Origin of the sequence: Neptuniibacter sp. QD48_55, from assembly GCF_047778115.1 — a bacterium.
In the GTDB taxonomy this organism is placed as follows: Bacteria; Pseudomonadota; Gammaproteobacteria; order Pseudomonadales; family Balneatricaceae; genus Neptuniibacter.
Genome location: NZ_CP180555.1, coordinates 73,602 through 90,399, shown reverse-complemented (window position 1 = coordinate 90,399; position 16,798 = coordinate 73,602). Strand labels below are relative to the sequence as shown.

Annotated in this window: 15 protein-coding genes; 9 read left to right on the top strand and 6 right to left on the bottom strand. The window is 48.9% G+C overall.

Translation table 11 applies throughout. The features are described 5' to 3' along the window. From ACMXYW_RS00395 to ACMXYW_RS00385, 3 genes are all read right to left on the bottom strand, one after another. Positions 1 to 1,215: an ABC transporter substrate-binding protein gene (locus tag ACMXYW_RS00395; RefSeq protein WP_415899678.1), complete on the bottom strand. Its 1,215-nt coding sequence runs from the start codon at positions 1,213 to 1,215 to the stop codon at positions 1 to 3. A gap of 155 nt (positions 1,216 to 1,370) precedes the next feature. Beyond that, positions 1,371 to 2,084, bottom strand: coding sequence for an ABC transporter ATP-binding protein (locus ACMXYW_RS00390; RefSeq protein WP_415883032.1), 714 nt, complete (start codon positions 2,082 to 2,084; stop codon positions 1,371 to 1,373). Then, positions 2,081 to 2,896 (bottom strand): ABC transporter ATP-binding protein, encoded by an 816-nt coding sequence (locus tag ACMXYW_RS00385; RefSeq protein WP_415899677.1) that lies wholly within the window; start codon positions 2,894 to 2,896, stop codon positions 2,081 to 2,083. The genes ACMXYW_RS00390 and ACMXYW_RS00385 overlap by 4 nt, the downstream gene beginning before the upstream one ends. Positions 2,897 to 3,191: 295 nt before the next feature. Here ACMXYW_RS00385 and ACMXYW_RS00380 point away from each other — a divergent pair, with 295 nt between their 5' ends. From ACMXYW_RS00380 to ACMXYW_RS00340, 9 genes are all read left to right on the top strand, one after another. After that, positions 3,192 to 3,599 carry a MerR family transcriptional regulator gene (locus ACMXYW_RS00380; RefSeq protein ID WP_415886455.1) on the top strand — a complete coding sequence of 136 codons (408 nt, stop codon included), beginning with the start codon at positions 3,192 to 3,194 and terminating at the stop codon, positions 3,597 to 3,599. A gap of 71 nt (positions 3,600 to 3,670) precedes the next feature. Further along, on the top strand, positions 3,671 to 4,837 hold the full coding sequence (locus tag ACMXYW_RS00375; RefSeq protein WP_415883029.1) for an isovaleryl-CoA dehydrogenase: 1,167 nt from the start codon (positions 3,671 to 3,673) through the stop codon (positions 4,835 to 4,837). A gap of 29 nt (positions 4,838 to 4,866) precedes the next feature. Further along, positions 4,867 to 6,474: a carboxyl transferase domain-containing protein gene (locus ACMXYW_RS00370; protein WP_415904828.1), complete on the top strand. Its 1,608-nt coding sequence runs from the start codon at positions 4,867 to 4,869 to the stop codon at positions 6,472 to 6,474. Between the two features lie 10 nt (positions 6,475 to 6,484). Next, positions 6,485 to 7,276 (top strand): enoyl-CoA hydratase/isomerase family protein, encoded by a 792-nt coding sequence (locus ACMXYW_RS00365; RefSeq protein ID WP_415904827.1) that lies wholly within the window; start codon positions 6,485 to 6,487, stop codon positions 7,274 to 7,276. Continuing rightward, entirely contained in the window at positions 7,273 to 9,294 is a 2,022-nt protein-coding gene (locus tag ACMXYW_RS00360) for an acetyl/propionyl/methylcrotonyl-CoA carboxylase subunit alpha (protein WP_415904826.1), read from the top strand. Before ACMXYW_RS00365 ends, ACMXYW_RS00360 begins: the two co-directional genes overlap by 4 nt. Next, positions 9,291 to 10,202, top strand: a complete 912-nt coding sequence (locus ACMXYW_RS00355) for a hydroxymethylglutaryl-CoA lyase (RefSeq protein WP_415904825.1) — start codon at positions 9,291 to 9,293, stop codon at positions 10,200 to 10,202. Before ACMXYW_RS00360 ends, ACMXYW_RS00355 begins: the two co-directional genes overlap by 4 nt. Before the next feature lie 8 nt (positions 10,203 to 10,210). Beyond that, complete coding sequence (locus ACMXYW_RS00350) at positions 10,211 to 10,792, top strand: peroxidase-related enzyme (RefSeq protein ID WP_415904824.1); 582 nt, start codon at positions 10,211 to 10,213, stop codon at positions 10,790 to 10,792. Between the two features lie 57 nt (positions 10,793 to 10,849). Continuing rightward, complete coding sequence (locus ACMXYW_RS00345) at positions 10,850 to 12,538, top strand: AMP-binding protein (RefSeq protein ID WP_415904823.1); 1,689 nt, start codon at positions 10,850 to 10,852, stop codon at positions 12,536 to 12,538. Between the two features lie 20 nt (positions 12,539 to 12,558). Next, positions 12,559 to 13,386 (top strand): class I SAM-dependent methyltransferase, encoded by an 828-nt coding sequence (locus tag ACMXYW_RS00340; protein ID WP_415904822.1) that lies wholly within the window; start codon positions 12,559 to 12,561, stop codon positions 13,384 to 13,386. A gap of 13 nt (positions 13,387 to 13,399) precedes the next feature. Here ACMXYW_RS00340 and ACMXYW_RS00335 read toward each other — a convergent pair whose 3' ends face one another. From ACMXYW_RS00335 to ACMXYW_RS00325, 3 genes are all read right to left on the bottom strand, one after another. Continuing rightward, positions 13,400 to 14,002: a LysE family translocator gene (locus ACMXYW_RS00335; RefSeq protein ID WP_415904821.1), complete on the bottom strand. Its 603-nt coding sequence runs from the start codon at positions 14,000 to 14,002 to the stop codon at positions 13,400 to 13,402. Between the two features lie 59 nt (positions 14,003 to 14,061). Further along, positions 14,062 to 14,889: an AraC family ligand binding domain-containing protein gene (locus ACMXYW_RS00330; protein ID WP_415904820.1), complete on the bottom strand. Its 828-nt coding sequence runs from the start codon at positions 14,887 to 14,889 to the stop codon at positions 14,062 to 14,064. Positions 14,890 to 15,075: 186 nt separating this feature from the next. Further along, complete coding sequence (locus tag ACMXYW_RS00325) at positions 15,076 to 16,710, bottom strand: acyl-CoA synthetase (protein ID WP_415904819.1); 1,635 nt, start codon at positions 16,708 to 16,710, stop codon at positions 15,076 to 15,078. Positions 16,711 to 16,798 lie beyond the last annotated feature (88 nt).

The window sequence follows — 16,798 nt, the reverse complement described above, 5'->3', positions numbered from 1 at the left end:
TTATTTGGCAGCCAGGAAGTTACATTGATCCAACATCGGACCAAATGCTTCTTCACCTGGGATAACCTGCTCAATTGCGAAGATATCGTCTTCGTTTTTACGCTCTTCGGATGTCTTGATACGCACCTGATACATGTCATGCACCATACGACCATCCGCACGTAGATGAGCATTACGCGCGAAGAAATCGTTCGGCTTGTTCGCCTTCATCTTCGCCATTACCGCATCAGCATCATCCGTACCCGCTTCTTTGATCGCGTTTAGGTAGTGCATCGTCATAGAGTAAGCACCTGCCTGACCCATTGCTGGGATAGAGCCGTGACGCTCTTTAAAGCGTTTAGACCAAGCACGTGTTTCATCATCCATATCCCAGTAGAAACCTGTTGTTAGTTTCATACCGCCAGAGATTTCTGGATCTAGCGCTTTCGCGTTGTGAGTAAATACCAACAAACCTGCAACATCAGTTGTTTCAGTTAGACCGAACTCAGCTGCTGTTTTTAAGGAGTTAACGAAATCAGCACCAGCATTGGCTAGCGCCACTACGTCTGCGCCAGAAGATTGCGCCTGAAGAACGTAAGAGGAGAAGTCGGTTGTACCTAGTGGAGCACGCACGGCGCCTACCACTTCACCGCCGTTAGAGTTAATTACGCCAGTTGCTACTTTCTCTAGGGCATGACCGAAAGCGTAATCCGCGGTGATGAAGAACCACTTCTTCTTACCTGCAGCTACCATCGGTTTTACCGTACCGTTAGCTAGCGCAACTACGTTGTAAGTCCAGTGAGCGTTGTAAGGTGAGCACGCCTTAGTGGTGAACGCATGAGATGCAGAAGTAGCGATCAGTGCAACTTTTTTGTTGTCTGTTAGCACTTTAGTTACCGCACCCGTTACTGAAGAAGCTACCAGACCTGTAACCGCATCAACGCCTTGGCTTTCTACCCATTCACGCGCTTTTGCAGAACCGATATCTGGTTTGTTCTGGTCGTCGGCACTTACCACTTCAATTGGTTTACCTAGTACCGTACCGCCAAAATCTTCAACCGCCATCTCTACTGCTGTAACACAGCCTGCACCACAGATATCAGCATAAACACCGCCCATATCGGCTAGTACACCGATTTTGACTTTGTCGTCTGATACACCTGCCGCTTGCACCCCTGTTACTGCGAATGTAGAGGCAATTGCCGCTGTCAGCAGAGATTTCTTCATTGATTTCATCGCATTTTCTCCCGATAGAGTTTTTTATTTTTATTCAAAGTTTGATGCTTTGTGGTTTAACCCAGCACATCTTCGGGTCATTCACTTAGCCTCTGGACATTCAGGAACCTAAGCGCAGGCCTGTAAAAGGCTTATTCATAGGCTCCTCAAGGCTGTTAAACACCCAAATAGGTGTTTAGTAATTCTGTTTTTTCGGTCAGTTCATGTTTGTGAACTTCTTCCACGATATGACCGTGTTCCATCACGTAATGACGATCCGCAATCGGTGCCGCAAAACGGAAGTTCTGCTCTACCAACAAGATGGTCAATCCGCGTTCTTTTAACTTGGTTAGAACCTCACCCAACTTCTGCACAATCACCGGTGCCAGACCTTCGGTGATCTCGTCTAGCAACAAGATATTTGCGCCCGAACGCAAGATACGCGCTAAGGCCAGCATCTGCTGTTCACCCCCGGATAGGCGTGTGCCTTGGCTGGTTCGGCGTTCGTAAAGGTTGGGGAAGATTTCATAGATCTCTTCTACACTCATGCCGTCACTGCGCACAGTCGGCGGCAGCATCAGGTTTTCTTCCACGTTTAAACTGGAAAAAATACCGCGCTCTTCCGGACAGAAACCCATGCCTAAATGGGCGATTTTGTGCGCCGGCATATCGATGGTTTCGCGACCATTGACGTTGATGCTGCCACTACGACGGCCCACCATATTCATGATCGAACGCAACGTAGTTGAACGGCCTGAACCATTGCGTCCCAATAGGGTGACTAGCTCACCCTGCATCACATGCATATCGATGCCGTGCAGAATATGAGATTCACCGTAGAAAGAGTGCAGGTCACTGATACGGAGTTTTTCATTGCCACCTAAGCTCATGCCACAACCTCCTCTTTTTCAGGGGATGTTTCAGCAGGCTTAGCAGCTTCAGTCTCTTCATCCGCAGCAACACCAAGGTAAGCTTCCTTAACACGTGGATCGGCTGATACCGTGGCGTAATCACCTTCGGTAAGAATCGCGCCACGCTGCAGAACAGAGATACGGTCCGCCAGTTTGGAAACTACATGCAGGTTGTGCTCAACCATCAAAATGGTGCGATCTTTGGAAACCTGTTTGATCAGGTCCGACACCACTTCAACATCTTCATGGCCCATACCCTGAGTCGGCTCATCCAATAACATCAATTCTGGATCTAGGGCTAATGTGGTTGCGATCTCCAAAGCACGCTTACGGCCATAAGGCTGATCGACGGTCACTGAGTTCGCATGATCTTGAAGACCTACCGACTCAAGCAACTCCATCGCACGGCCATTAAGCTTGTCTAAGACTTTGTCAGACTTCCAAAAATGAAAGCTGTTGCCCTCTTTGCGTTGAAGGGCAATACGGACATTCTCCAACACCGTTAGATGTGGAAACACCGCAGAGATCTGGAAAGAACGGATCACCCCTTTACGTGCGATCTCGGCGGAACGCATCTGGGTGATATCTTCGCCATTAAAAAGAATTTGACCGGACGTTGGGATTAAAAATTTGGTCAACAAATTAAATACGGTCGTCTTACCGGCACCATTAGGCCCGATCAAGGCGTGAATGCTGCCACGCTCGACGTTCAAGTTGACCTTATCTACCGCAGTAAAGCCTTTAAACTCTTTAATCAAATCTGAGGTTTGCAGTACATAATCGACACTCATGCAGACTCTGATCCTCGCTGTTTTTTATTTTTATTTAACCAGCGCAACAACCTAAAAATACGGCTAAATGCTGATAAGCTGTCGCCCAACCTAGCAATTACCCCTACATAAAATCCAGTACAACTTTAGTCGTATTCGCACTGCAAAAAACGATAGATTTACGATTTAGTTTATATTTTTCAGTAAGTTACAAAAGCGGTTAAAATGTTTACAAAAATACAGGAATTCCTTTATTGACCTTTACGTGAACGTAAACTTTGCTTAATCTGTAAAGAGTTAAAAACAGCGGATTTTTATGAATAGCAAACAGACTTATTCCATCAGCGAGCTAGCGAAAGAGTTCGCGTTAACCACGCGAAGCATCCGTTTCTATGAGGATCAGCAGCTGCTCTTTCCTACACGACGCGGGCAAACACGTATCTACAGCACACAAGATCGCGTGCGTTTAAAGCTGATACTGCGCGGTAAACGCCTTGGATTCTCACTAGCGGAAACACGGGAGCTCTTTGCGCTGTGGGATGAAACGCTGACAGGAAGTGAAAAGCAGCTAACTCTGCTGTTGGAAAAAATTAATGAAAAACGCTCAGAGCTGGAACAGCAGCTTCAAGATATCGCGATTCTGCAGCAGGAGTTAGATAACGCAGAACTCCGTTGCCATGAAACATTGCTCGAACTAAAACAAAAACAACAAAGAGCCGGTTAATCGATCATCCCTGCAGTTGATCCTTAAATGATCTGTGGATAAATCGAAACATCGGTAACAAGGGTACGACTATGATCTCACAGTATTCCAGCCTGAATTTTGGCCTTGGTGAAACATTGGATATGTTGCGTGAGCAAATAAACCATTTTGCTGCACAAGAGATAGCGCCAAGAGCGGAACAGATCGATAAGGATAATGAGTTTCCTCAGGATCTATGGCGTAAGTTCGGTGATATGGGACTGCTCGGTATCACGGCTAAAGAGGAATATGGCGGTGTCGATATGGGCTATTTAGCTCATGTGATCGCCATGGAAGAGATCAGCCGTGCCTCCGCGTCCGTTGCCCTGTCTTACGGTGCTCACTCCAATCTTTGTGTTAACCAGATTCATCGCAACGGTACCGAAGAGCAAAAGCAAAAGTACCTGCCGAAATTGATCAGCGGTGAACATGTCGGTGCATTGGCTATGTCCGAGCCCAATGCGGGTTCTGATGTGGTCTCCATGAAACTACATGCCCGCGATAATGGCGATCACTACCTGCTGAACGGCAACAAGATGTGGATCACCAATGGCCCCGACGCCAACACCTATGTGATCTACGCCAAGACCGAACCAAACGCAGGCGCTAAAGGGATTACCGCATTTATTGTCGAACGAGATTACCCAGGTTTCTCCCGTCACCAGAAGCTCGACAAGCTCGGGATGCGGGGTTCAAACACCTGTGAACTGGTCTTCGAAGATTGCCCAGTACCGAAAGAGAACATTTTAGGTGAACTCAACGGTGGTACCCGCGTATTGATGAGCGGTTTGGATTACGAGCGCTTAGTGTTAGCCGGTGGCCCCTTGGGGATTATGGCTGCGGCGATGGATATCGCAGTCCCTTACATTCGTGATCGTAATCAGTTTGGCCAAGCGATCGGCGAGTTCGAACTCGTACAAGGCAAGATCGCCGATATGTACACCCTGATGAACACCAGCAAGGCCTATACCTACAGCGTTGCCCAAGCAGCGATGCGCGGAGAACCCAGCCGAAAAGATTGCGCTGGGGTGATCCTCTACACCGCCGAAACCGCAACCAAAATGGCGCTGGATGCGATCCAGCTATTGGGTGGTAACGGTTATATCAATGAATTTCCAACCGGCCGTTTACTCCGTGATGCCAAGCTCTACGAGATAGGTGCAGGCACTTCAGAGATACGCCGCATGCTTATCGGTCGTGAGCTGTTTATGAATAAGTAAGCCATCAACAGGCGACTAGGAGACTATCTATGGCTGTTCTGCACACAACAATAAATACACAGGCAGAGTCATTTAAAACCAACCAACGCGAAATGCGCGCGGCGGTGGCTGATCTAAAAGATAAAATTGCCGTAATCGCGCAAGGCGGTGGTCCTGAGTATCAGGAGCGCCACAGAGCTCGCGGTAAGTTGCTGGCACGCGAGCGTATCGATCAACTATTAGACCCGGGTTCTGCCTTTTTAGAGATAGGCCAACTCGCGGCTTATCAGGTTTACGAAGATAACATTCCGGCAGCAGGAGCCGTCGCCGGTATCGGCCAAGTGTGCGGCCAAGACTGCATGATTGTAGCCAATGATGCCACGGTCAAAGGCGGTACTTACTTTCCTCTGACGGTAAAAAAACATCTACGTGCGCAAGAGATCGCAGAGATGAACAATCTGCCCTGCATCTACTTGGTTGATTCTGGTGGCGCTAACCTGCCTCAACAAGATGAAGTATTTCCCGATCGCGATCATTTCGGTCGCATCTTCTACAACCAAGCGCGGATGTCTGCCAAAGGTATCCCTCAAATCGCCGTCGTCATGGGGTTATGTACCGCTGGGGGCGCTTATGTGCCAGCCATGGCTGATGAATCCATCATCGTCCGTGATCAAGGTACGATTTTCCTAGCAGGTCCACCCTTGGTTAAAGCTGCCACAGGTGAAGTCGTAACCGCAGAAGCACTCGGGGGCGCAGACGTGCACTGTAAAGTCTCTGGGGTCGCCGATTACTACGCCGACAATGATGCCCATGCACTGCAACTCGCCAGACGCTGTATCGCCAACAGCAATCGCGTTAAGCAAACCAACGTGCAACTACAAGCACCGCAGCCTCCGCTTTATAACGAAGAGGAGATCTATGGTGTCGTCGGTACCGATCTGAAAAAACCGTTTGATGTCCGCGAGGTGATTGCCCGGATAGTCGATGGCTCAAATTTCGATGAATTTAAGCAACAGTTTGGCACAACCTTAGTTACAGGTTTTGCGCATATATGCGGCTATCCTGTCGGCATCATCGGCAATAACGGGATCTTATTCAGCGATTCAGCTCAAAAAGGCGCGCACTTTATCGAACTCTGCTGTCAGCGAAAAATTCCACTGCTGTTCTTACAGAATGTCACCGGTTTTATGGTGGGCGAGAAAGCCGAATCAGAGGGGATCGCCAAACACGGTGCCAAAATGGTGACCGCCGTCGCTTGTGCCAACGTACCTAAAATCACCGTATTGATTGGTGGCTCTTTTGGGGCAGGCAACTACGGCATGTGTGGTCGCGGTTACAGCCCTAACTTCCTGTGGATGTGGCCTAATGCCCGAATCTCGGTGATGGGTGGCGAGCAAGCCGCAGGGGTTTTATCCACAGTTAAACGCGATCAACTTGAGCGCAACAATCAAATTTGGAGCGCCGAAGAAGAGGCCGCTTTTAAGCAACCGATTATCGAGAAATATGAGCAACAAGGTCACCCCTATTACGCCAGTGCACGACTCTGGGATGACGGTGTGATCGATCCCGCTCAAACCCGTGAAGTGGTTGCGATGAGCCTATCAGCGGCCCTCAATCAGCCTATTGCAGACAGTAAATTTGGCATCTTCCGGATGTAAGGAGGCGACTATGACTAAGCCAGTAGTGTTATTAAATAAAGCCCAAGGCGTAGCGCATCTCGTGATTAACAAACCTGAAGTGCATAACGCTTTTGACGATCAGATCATCTCGCAATTGTTAGGTCATTTAGAGGCCTGCGATAAAGACCCCGATGTACGCGTTTTGGTGCTGCGTTCTGAAGGTAAGAATTTTTCATCCGGTGCCGATCTTGGCTGGATGAAGCGTATGGCCAAAAACAGCTATGACGACAACTTTGATGACGCTAAGCAGTTAGCCGCTTTGATGCATCAACTGGATATCCTCAGCAAACCTACGATCTGTTTAGTACAAGGCGCAGCTTACGGTGGTGCTGTAGGTTTGGCCGCATGCTGTGATTTTGTTATCGCCACCGAACAGAGTCAGTTCTGCCTGAGTGAGGTCAAAATTGGTCTGATTCCCGCAGTGATCTCGCCTTATGTGATCCGTGCAATGGGCTCAAGGCAGGCTCGACGCTATATGATCAGCGCCGAATCCTTTTCTGCCTGCAAAGCCCATCATTACGGTCTAGTTCACCAAGTCGTGGCCACAACCGAGCTACTCGATGAGAGCTGCCACCAATTGATCAATCAGTTGCTGAAAAACAGCCCTTTGGCGATGGCCGCTGCCAAACATTTAGTCGCTGCAGTCAGTGATAGTCATATAGATATTCATCTGATCAGCGACACAGCCAGACGGATCGCCGAGATAAGAGTCAGCCCCGAAGGCCAAGAGGGTCTGAGCGCCTTTTTAGAAAAACGAAAGCCAGAGTGGGTAGAGTCATGAGCGAAACACAATCGACGGCACTACCGCGTAAAATCTTAATCGCTAACCGCGGTGAGATTGCTTGTCGTGTAATCAAAACGGCACAGCGTTTAGGTATTCGCTGTGTTGCGGTTTACTCCGAAGTAGACGCCAAGGCTAAGCATGTTCAGATGGCTGATGAAGCCTATCTACTCGGCCCCGCACCTAGTGCTGAGAGTTATCTGCGTACAGATAAGATCCTAGAGATCTGCCGTACAGCCGGAATTGAAGCGGTACACCCAGGCTATGGTTTTCTATCTGAGAATGCTGAGTTTGCGACTGAGTTGGAACGCCACGGCATTACCTTTATCGGTCCACCAGCCAGCGCAATCACGTCTATGGGCTCGAAGTCCGCGGCCAAAGCGATTATGTCTAAAGCAGATGTGCCTTTGGTTCCGGGTTACCATGAAGACGATCAAGATCCACAGCGCCTAAAACAAGCGTCGATAGACTGCGGTTATCCACAGCTGCTAAAAGCGGTGGCTGGCGGTGGTGGTAAAGGGATGCGTGTGGTTCGCTCTGTGGATGAATTCGATAGCGCCTTACAAGCCGCGCAGCGAGAAGCGCAAAACTCTTTTGCTAACCCCGATATGCTGATTGAACGCTATTTGGAGCAACCGCGTCATATCGAAGTGCAGGTCTTTTGTGATCAACATTGTAATGGTGTTTATCTCGCCGATCGCGATTGCTCTATCCAGCGTCGTCACCAGAAGATCATAGAGGAAGCACCCGCCCCTAATTTAGCGGACGAAACCCGCAAAGCTATGGGTGAAGCGGCTGTCCGCGCCGCCCAAGCCATCGACTATGTCGGTGCAGGTACGGTCGAGTTTTTATACGACACCGACGGTTCATTCTACTTTATGGAGATGAACACCCGTCTTCAGGTGGAGCACCCGGTGACCGAGTACGTCACCGGCGTCGACCTCGTAGAGTGGCAATTGGCGATCGCAGCAGGTGCCAAGCTTCCGCTGACTCAAGATCAGATCAAAGCCAAGGGGCATGCGATCGAAACCCGTATCTACGCCGAAGACCCTGCGCAAGATTTTCTACCGGCGACAGGCACTTTAAAATACTTATCCACACCCGAAGAATCCGACTGTGTCCGTATCGACAGTGGTGTCCGCGAAGGTGATGAGGTTAGCCCTTATTATGACCCAATGATCGCGAAGCTGATTGTTTGGGGTGAAGATCGCAATGCCGCAATTTTGCGTCTGAATCGAGCCTTATCGGAATACCGTATTGCCGGTTTAAAAACCAATCTGAAGTTCTTAAGAGATCTAGCATCAGCACAACCTTTTGCAGATCTCGACTTGGATACCGGTTTTATCGAACGCCACTACGATCTGCTCTTTGCCGAGCCAGTCATAGACAGCTCACTCTATCTCGCCATCGCAGCGAGTCTGTTTGGGCAGTTAGACACTCAAGACCAATCTGATAATCATACTCACCCTTCTCCGTTTACGGCATTGCGTAACTGGCGCTTGAATATCCCGTCTATTCGAACACTGCAGCTACAGCAGGGTGAAGCAATCCATGACATAAATATCGAACAACGGGCAGAGACAGAGCTCGTTACAATTGATGAGCATCAGTACTCCATCAGCCTAACGCAACAGGATGATCAGCTTCGGGTTCAAGTTGATGATCAACAGCTACAGATGCACTTTTTCCGTGATGGTAATGAGCTTCACCTGTTTCATCACGACCTCTGCTTCCAATGCCGTTTGCATCAAACCACGCACGTTTCTGAGCAAGGGAAAACCGATCACTCGCTCACCGCACCCATGAACGGTGTCGTCGTCGAGGTTTTAGTTGAACAAGGTCAATCGGTACAAGCCGGCGAAGCCTTAGTGATCATGGAGGCAATGAAGATGGAACACAGTATTTCGGCACCTCATGCCGGCACCGTCAGCGAAGTCTTTTTTGCTTCAGGAGATCTAGTCGAAGAAGGCGCGGAACTACTGGAGCTGGAGTTTTCCGAAGAGGAAGCCGCATCATGACATTGCCGAAGCAGGTCAAATTGGTCGAGGTAGGACCTCGGGATGGCTTACAAAATGAGCCCGGCGATATTATTCCGACTGATATTAAGATCGATCTGATCAATGCGCTGTCCAGTGCAGGCTTAAGTCATATTGAGGCAACGAGTTTTGTGTCTCCTAAGTGGGTTCCACAAATGGCTGACGCCAGTGCAGTGATGATGGGTATTCAGCGTCATCCAAACACCACTTATGCAGCACTTACCCCCAACCTAACTGGCTTAAATAAAGCACTCAACACAGAGGTTGATGAAGTTGCGGTATTTACCGCCGCTTCTGAAGCGTTTACGCAAAAAAATATCAACTGCTCTATAGCCGAAAGCCTTGAAAGGTTTGCGCCGCTGATCGAAAAAGCTAACGCTAACAATATCCCTGTTAGAGGGTATGTTTCCACGGTGATGGGTTGTCCTTATACCGGTGAAATATCCGCTGAACAGGTCACGGTTGTCTGCAAAGAGATGATCGAAATGGGGTGCTATGAGATCTCTCTAGGCGACACAATCGGCACCGGTACACCATTGAAGGCTAAAAGGCTGATAGAAGCCGTAACCAAAGAAGTACCCGTTTCAAAATTAGCTGCACACTTTCACGACACCTACGGCCAAGCCCTCGCCAATATCTATGCAGTGCTTGAAGAGGGGATCAGCGTTATTGATACCTCTGTCGCTGGCTTAGGCGGTTGCCCTTATGCCCAAGGAGCATCAGGCAATGTTGCCACCGAAGATGTGCTCTATATGCTCAACGGCCTCGGCATAGAAACCGGCGTGCAACTAGACGAGCTTATAAAAGTGAGCCACTGGATCAGCCAGCAGCTGCAACGCAGTAACGGCTCTAAAGTCGCCCTAGCCCTCACTCCTAAATCATCTATTTGAGAAACAACATGAATCCACAACCGTCACATCTTACGGCGTTAGATCTGCCTGTACCTTCACAAGATCAACTTCCAGAAGTCTTCCAGAAGTACTTTGCTTTATGTGAAGAAAAGCTGGGCTTGATTCCTAACGTGCTGAAAGCTTACAGCCACAACATTGCTCAGTTAGAAGCATTTTCCAGCTTGTATAACGAGTTAATGCTAGGCAAAAGCGGCCTCAGCAATTTGGAAAAAGAGATGATCGCGGTCGCTGTTTCTGCCAGTAACGCTTGCTACTACTGCCAGGTCGCGCATGGTGCGGCTGTGCGCGAATACTCTCAAGAACCGACCCTCGGTGAACTGCTGGTGATGAACTACCGTGTCGCCGAACTCTCAGAACGACACATCGCTATGCTCGATTTCTCGGTGAAACTTACCGAATCACCCCACCGCATGAATGAAGATGACCGCCAACAGCTAAGAGACGTCGGCTTTAGTGATCAAGATATCTGGGATATCGCCAATATTGCGGGTTTCTACAACATGACCAATCGAGTCGCCAGTGCTGTGGATATGCAACCCAATCTGGAATACCACAGCCAGCATCGTTAAAGCTCAGCCTGAAATACAAATAGACCTAACAACAAAAATAGAAAAGGTTTATCCAACATGTCCGATCTACACAGTTACACTCAAGGCTCTAAAGCCGAACCCTTATTGGATATCACCATTGGTGATCAATTTGATTTAACGGCAGAAAAATTCCCCGATAACGATGCATTGATCGTTCGTCATCAGAATATTCGCCTGACCTACGCTCAGTTACAGCAACAGGTAGATCAGGCTGCACGGGCATTTCTGGCCATAGGCGTTACAAAAGGCGATCGAGTGGGTATCTGGTCCCCTAACTGTGCGGAATGGACAATAACCCAGTTAGCGACAGCAAAGATTGGTGCGATTCTGGTGAACATCAATCCGGCCTACCGCACCCATGAATTGGAGTACGCGCTTAACCAATCTGGCACCAAGTATCTGGTCTCTGCGGTTTGCTTTAAGTCATCTAACTATATGGAGATGCTTTACGCGCTTGCGCCGGAGCTCAAAACAGCGCAAGCCGGCCAATTAACCTCTACTACGCTACCCAACCTCAAGGGCGTGATCAGCCTCTCCTCGCAGGCATTTGCAGGTAGTTGGTGCTGGCAGGAATTTCTAGATCAATCAGATCAGATCAGTGCCGAGCAACTGAGTACTGTGCAGGCGAGCTTAGATATTCATGACCCGATCAATATCCAGTACACATCCGGCACAACCGGTTTCCCGAAAGGGGCAGCGCTTTCTCACCACAATATTTTGAATAACGGCTTCTTTGTTGCCGAGAGTATGAAGTTCACCGATCAGGATCGCTTAGTTATTCCTGTGCCGCTCTACCATTGTTTTGGCATGGTGATGGGCAACTTAGGCTGTGTCACCCACGGTGCGGCGATGATCTACCCTGACGAAGGTTTCGAGCCGCAATCCGTCCTCACCGCCGTTGCCGAAGAGCGTGCGACCGCCTTGTTTGGTGTCCCTACAATGTTTATCGCAGAGATGGAGCACCCTAAGTTTGAGCAATATGACTTGAGTAGCCTGCGCACCGGCATTATGGCGGGTTCAATCTGTCCTGCTGAGGTGATGAAAGCGGTCAATACCAAAATGCATATGCGCGAGGTACAGATCGCCTACGGCATGACCGAAACCAGCCCGGTATCCACCCAGACGGCTGCCGATGATCCGTTTGATAAACGCGTCTCTACCGTAGGCCGTACCCAACCGCATATTGAAAGCCAGATTATCGATCCAGCTACAGGTGAAGTGCAGCCCAGAGGCGAAGTAGGTGAGTTATGTACCCGTGGCTACAGCGTGATGCTGAAATATTGGAACAATCCAGAGGCCACGCAAAATGCGATCGATCCACAAGGTTGGATGCATACCGGCGATCTCGCCATTATGGATGCTGAAGGCTACGTGCAGATTGTCGGCCGTATTAAAGATATGGTGATCCGCGGTGGCGAAAATATCTATCCGAAAGAGATCGAAGAGTTTCTCTACACCCACCCTGCGATCTCCGATGTTCAAGTCACCGGTGTACCCGATCCACAATTTGGCGAAGAACTGGTCGCTTGGATCAAACTGACACCTCAAGCAGACAACGTGTCTGAAGAAGAGCTGAAAAGCTTCTGCCAAGGAGCGATCAGTCACTTTAAGATCCCGCGCTATTTCAAATTTGTCGAAAACTTCCCGATGACCGTCACCGGCAAGATCCAGAAATTTAAGATGCGAGAGATCTCTATCGAAGAGCTGGGGCTCGATGAGAATTAGATTAGATACAGGAATAGGCCGTGACTGAGGTTAATAAACATTATTCACAAGCATTCGATGGCGACCAGATCATCCGCCAACTGCACTTATCTTATCCACAGGGGCCAACTGCGTTTCAATTGGCCCCTATCGATCAGTTACATATTGGCGGCATCAAAGCCTCTATGAAGCTACTGCAACAAATAAAATTGTGCAGGCCGAATCGAGTATTGGATATTGGCTCTGGATTGGGCGGTTTAATGCGTTTAATCGAGTCAAAATTGGAGATTAACGTTATTGGGTTGGATATAACCCACGAATTTAACCAAACCCACCAGCAAATATCACAATTATTGCCCTCTTTTGACGCTCCTAAACTGATCACTTCCGATGCGCAGCAATTACCCTTTTGCAGCGATAGCTTTGACCTGATTATCTTCCAGCATAGCCTGCTCAATATCCCCAATAGCCAGCAAGCATTGGCTGAATGTCGACGTGTTTTAAAGCCACAAGGTCGATTACTGCTACACGAAGTAATCCAAGGGCCCAATACAGAAGCGATGCAGTTTCCTGTGCCTTGGGCGCGAGAACCGAGCAACTCCCACCTAATTACACAATCAGAATTAGTAAGCCTACTCGAACAAGCGGGCTTTAAAATCCAAAGTTACGATGACTGGAGCCAAGAGGCACTCGCCTGGCGACAAAAACAACTCAGTAAAGAGCAACAATCCAAAAGCCAGACTGCAGCGGTATCTCCCGCCATGATCCTTGGCCCCGAGTTTAAGAAGATGAGCAGCAATGTGGTTAAAAACCTTGAGCTAGATGCAATCCGGATCATCGAACTGGTCGCGCAAGCCGACTGCAGCTAATAATCTACCGCTCCTAAGCCAGCTTCAGGAATATATGTTGATAAGCAATATCTAACGCCACATACACCAACAGTAACGACATCGCCCAGTTTAAGCAGCGAAAGTAGCGCGGATTGTGAATAAGCTTACCTAATCGCGCGCCCATCAACAGATAACTACTCGGCGCGCCAAACGCCATTGTGGATAGCAGTAATGACCAGACAAAAATAGCGTATCCCGATATCTCTGCTGCCGGAAACTGCACCGAAACTATCGGCAAGATCGCTATAAACGCTTTAGGGTTCAGAAGTTGCAGGATCAACCCCTCTTTAAAGCTCATCGGGCTCTGATTAGCCTTCACTTCCGTCGTTGCCATGGCTGACAAAGCCACTTTGTAGGCTAAGTAGATAATATAAAGGCTGCCTACAGCACTCAGAAACAGCTCGTAGCCCTCGGTAATAAACCACGCGCCGACATAGCCAAACAGTAAAAACAGCACCAGCATCGCACTACCTACACCGAGGCTAAACGCCAATGCCGAACGGATCTGCCCATGTATACCCGCATTTAAGCTGAGTAGATTGCAGGGACCAGGGGTGTACATCACGCCAAAGGCGTACAGGAGTATTTCAACCATAGTGATCAACTCGGTTAGATTAAAAAGAGAGATTTCAAGGGCTCGGAGGAGCCTAGAATTTAAGCGTTCAGAAAGTGCTTCTGATACTGCTTAGGCGTCATGCCAAAGATCGGTTTAAAGCGCCGGTTGAAGTGACTCAGGTCACTGAAGCCATAATCAAACACCACATCATCCAGAGCTTTGCCCTTCTCCAAATCTTCACGCGCGCGGTTGATCCGGCAGTTCAATATATATTGGTGCGGAGTGATACCAAATTGCTGTCGAAACATCCGTAGGAAATGATACTTCGAGAGGTTGGCTTGCTGACTCAGTTCTTCAAGGGAGACATCCGTTTGCAGATTGTGATTGATAAAATCACGTGCTCGCAGAAGCAGGCTATCGACACGGCGGGCCTTTTGGTCCGCTTGGCATTCACCGTACAGCTGCGCAATCCGCGTTGCCATCTGATAGAGCTCACACTCTTGACGCAATTTATCTTCGGAACGATTCTCGATCAGCTGCACTAAGTGCAGAATATGCTGACAGAGTTGGGGATCATCCAGCAGGGTATCTGCAACTCGAAAGCCTTGGCTTTTGATACCGGCGGATTGGAAAACAGGTGCGAGCTGGTCAGGGTGCACATAGAGCATGCGGTACTGCAATTTATCATCGACACCAGAATGACCATCGTGCACTTCATCTGGGTTAAAGACGATAATATTGCCAGGGTGACTGCGGTGAAATTGACCACGGGAGAAGAAGTCCTGACGACCGCTCAGCGTAACCCCAAACGAATACTCCTCATGGGCATGACGCCCATAAGAGAAATCGCTGATCGCGGCATTTAGAACGGTCACTTGCTCTAAATGCTCACTTTTACTGTATTGAAACTGGTTATCCTGATTCATCACTCTTCACCGCTCTTGCTAGTATAAATCACCTGCAGCGTTAGGGAACCTGATCGTTTTATAACCCACAGAGAAAGTATGAGACTTATTCGTAGGTTCCTTAACTACAGTGTAGAGGGATGAGCAAATCTAATACTTGGATAAAATTGCGCACTTTAAGAAAAAGTGCGCAGAGGGATACAGCGCTTATTCTTCTGCTTCGGCGCGTTGGCGTAAAACAAACTTCTGGATCTTGCCGGTTGAAGTTTTAGGTAGTTCACCAAACACCACCACCTTCGGCGCTTTAAACCGCGCCATATTGGATCGGCAAAACTCGATAACTTCAGCCTCGGTTAGACTCGCCCCTGACTTAGGTTTGATAAAGGCACAAGGCACCTCGCCCCATTTATCGTCGAGCTTGGCAACCACTGCCGCTTCCAACACGTCAGGATGACGATAAAGCACGCCTTCGACCTCAATCGAGGAGATATTTTCACCGCCAGAGATAATGATATCTTTAGAGCGATCCTTGATCTCGATGTAGCCATCCTCATGCCATACCGCAAGGTCTCCTGAGTGGAACCAGCCACCAGCAAAGGACGCATCCGTAGTCGGTTTGTTCTTTAGATAACCTTTCATCACAAGATTACCGCGCATAAAGATCTCGCCGATGGTTTCGCCATCTTGCGGTACAGGTTCTAGGGTATCCGGATCAGCCACCATCAAGTCTTCAAGCATAGGCGCTTTCACGCCTTGGCGAGCTTTGAGACGGGCTTTCTCTTCGATGCTGTTGTCATCCCACTTATCGTGCCATGCACACAGCACTGAAGGGCCGTAGGTCTCTGTCAGGCCATAGACATGAGTGACATCAATCCCCATCTCCTCCATCCCTTGGATAACTGCAGCAGGCGGTGCAGCACCAGCGGTCATGACCTTAACTTTGTGCTCAATCCCCTGCTTGATCTCATCAGGCGCGTTATTCAGCATATTTAGAACAATCGGGGCACCGCAGAAATGATCGATCTTTTCTTCACGAATTAGATCGTAAATTTTCTCTTCGCGAACATGGCGCAGGGACACACTGGTACCAACAGACGCAGCCAAAGACCAAGGGAAACACCAGCCATTGCAATGAAACATCGGCAGGGTCCAAAGATACTTGGGATGACGCCCCATATCCCAAGAGACCACATTGCTCATTGCATTCAGGTAAGCGCCTCGATGATGGTACACCACCCCTTTGGGGTCGCCGGTCGTACCGGAGGTGTAGTTCAGCGTGATCGCATCCCATTCATCCTCGGGCGGCTGCCAAGCAAACTCAGGATCACCTTCTAACAGCAGTTCATCGTAAGTGATACTACCGATCTGCTCACCCTCGGTGAAACTATAATCTTCAATCGCAATCACTAAGGGATCTATATCTGCCATCTCCAGTGCTTGTTTAACCAAAGCACCAAATTCACGCTCCACCAGTACCACTTTGCATTCGGCATGCTGCAAGATAAACGCGATCGCCTCGGCATCTAGTCGCACGTTGATCGCATTCAGAACCGCGCCAGACATAGGCACGCTGAAATGCGCTTCAAATACTTCGGGAAGATTTGGCGCGATAACGGATACGGTATCGCCCTTGCCAATACCGCGTTGTTGCAGAGCACTAGCAAAGCGACGACAACGAGTATAGGTCTCGGACCAGCTGCGGCGTGCGTCGCCATGCACGGTAGAAGTATGGTCGGGGTAAACAAATGCAGCTCGCTCTAGAAAGCTGAGCGGAGTTAACGCAGCGTAATTGGCTTGATTCTTATCCAGCCCAATCTCGTAAGGGTTTTGGCTTGTTATCATTGTTATTATTCCTTTAATTGCCCACGCCAAAACTAGCATCAACTGATCAAAAAAACACCTTTCAGATCATCTGCTTAGCAGACCTAAA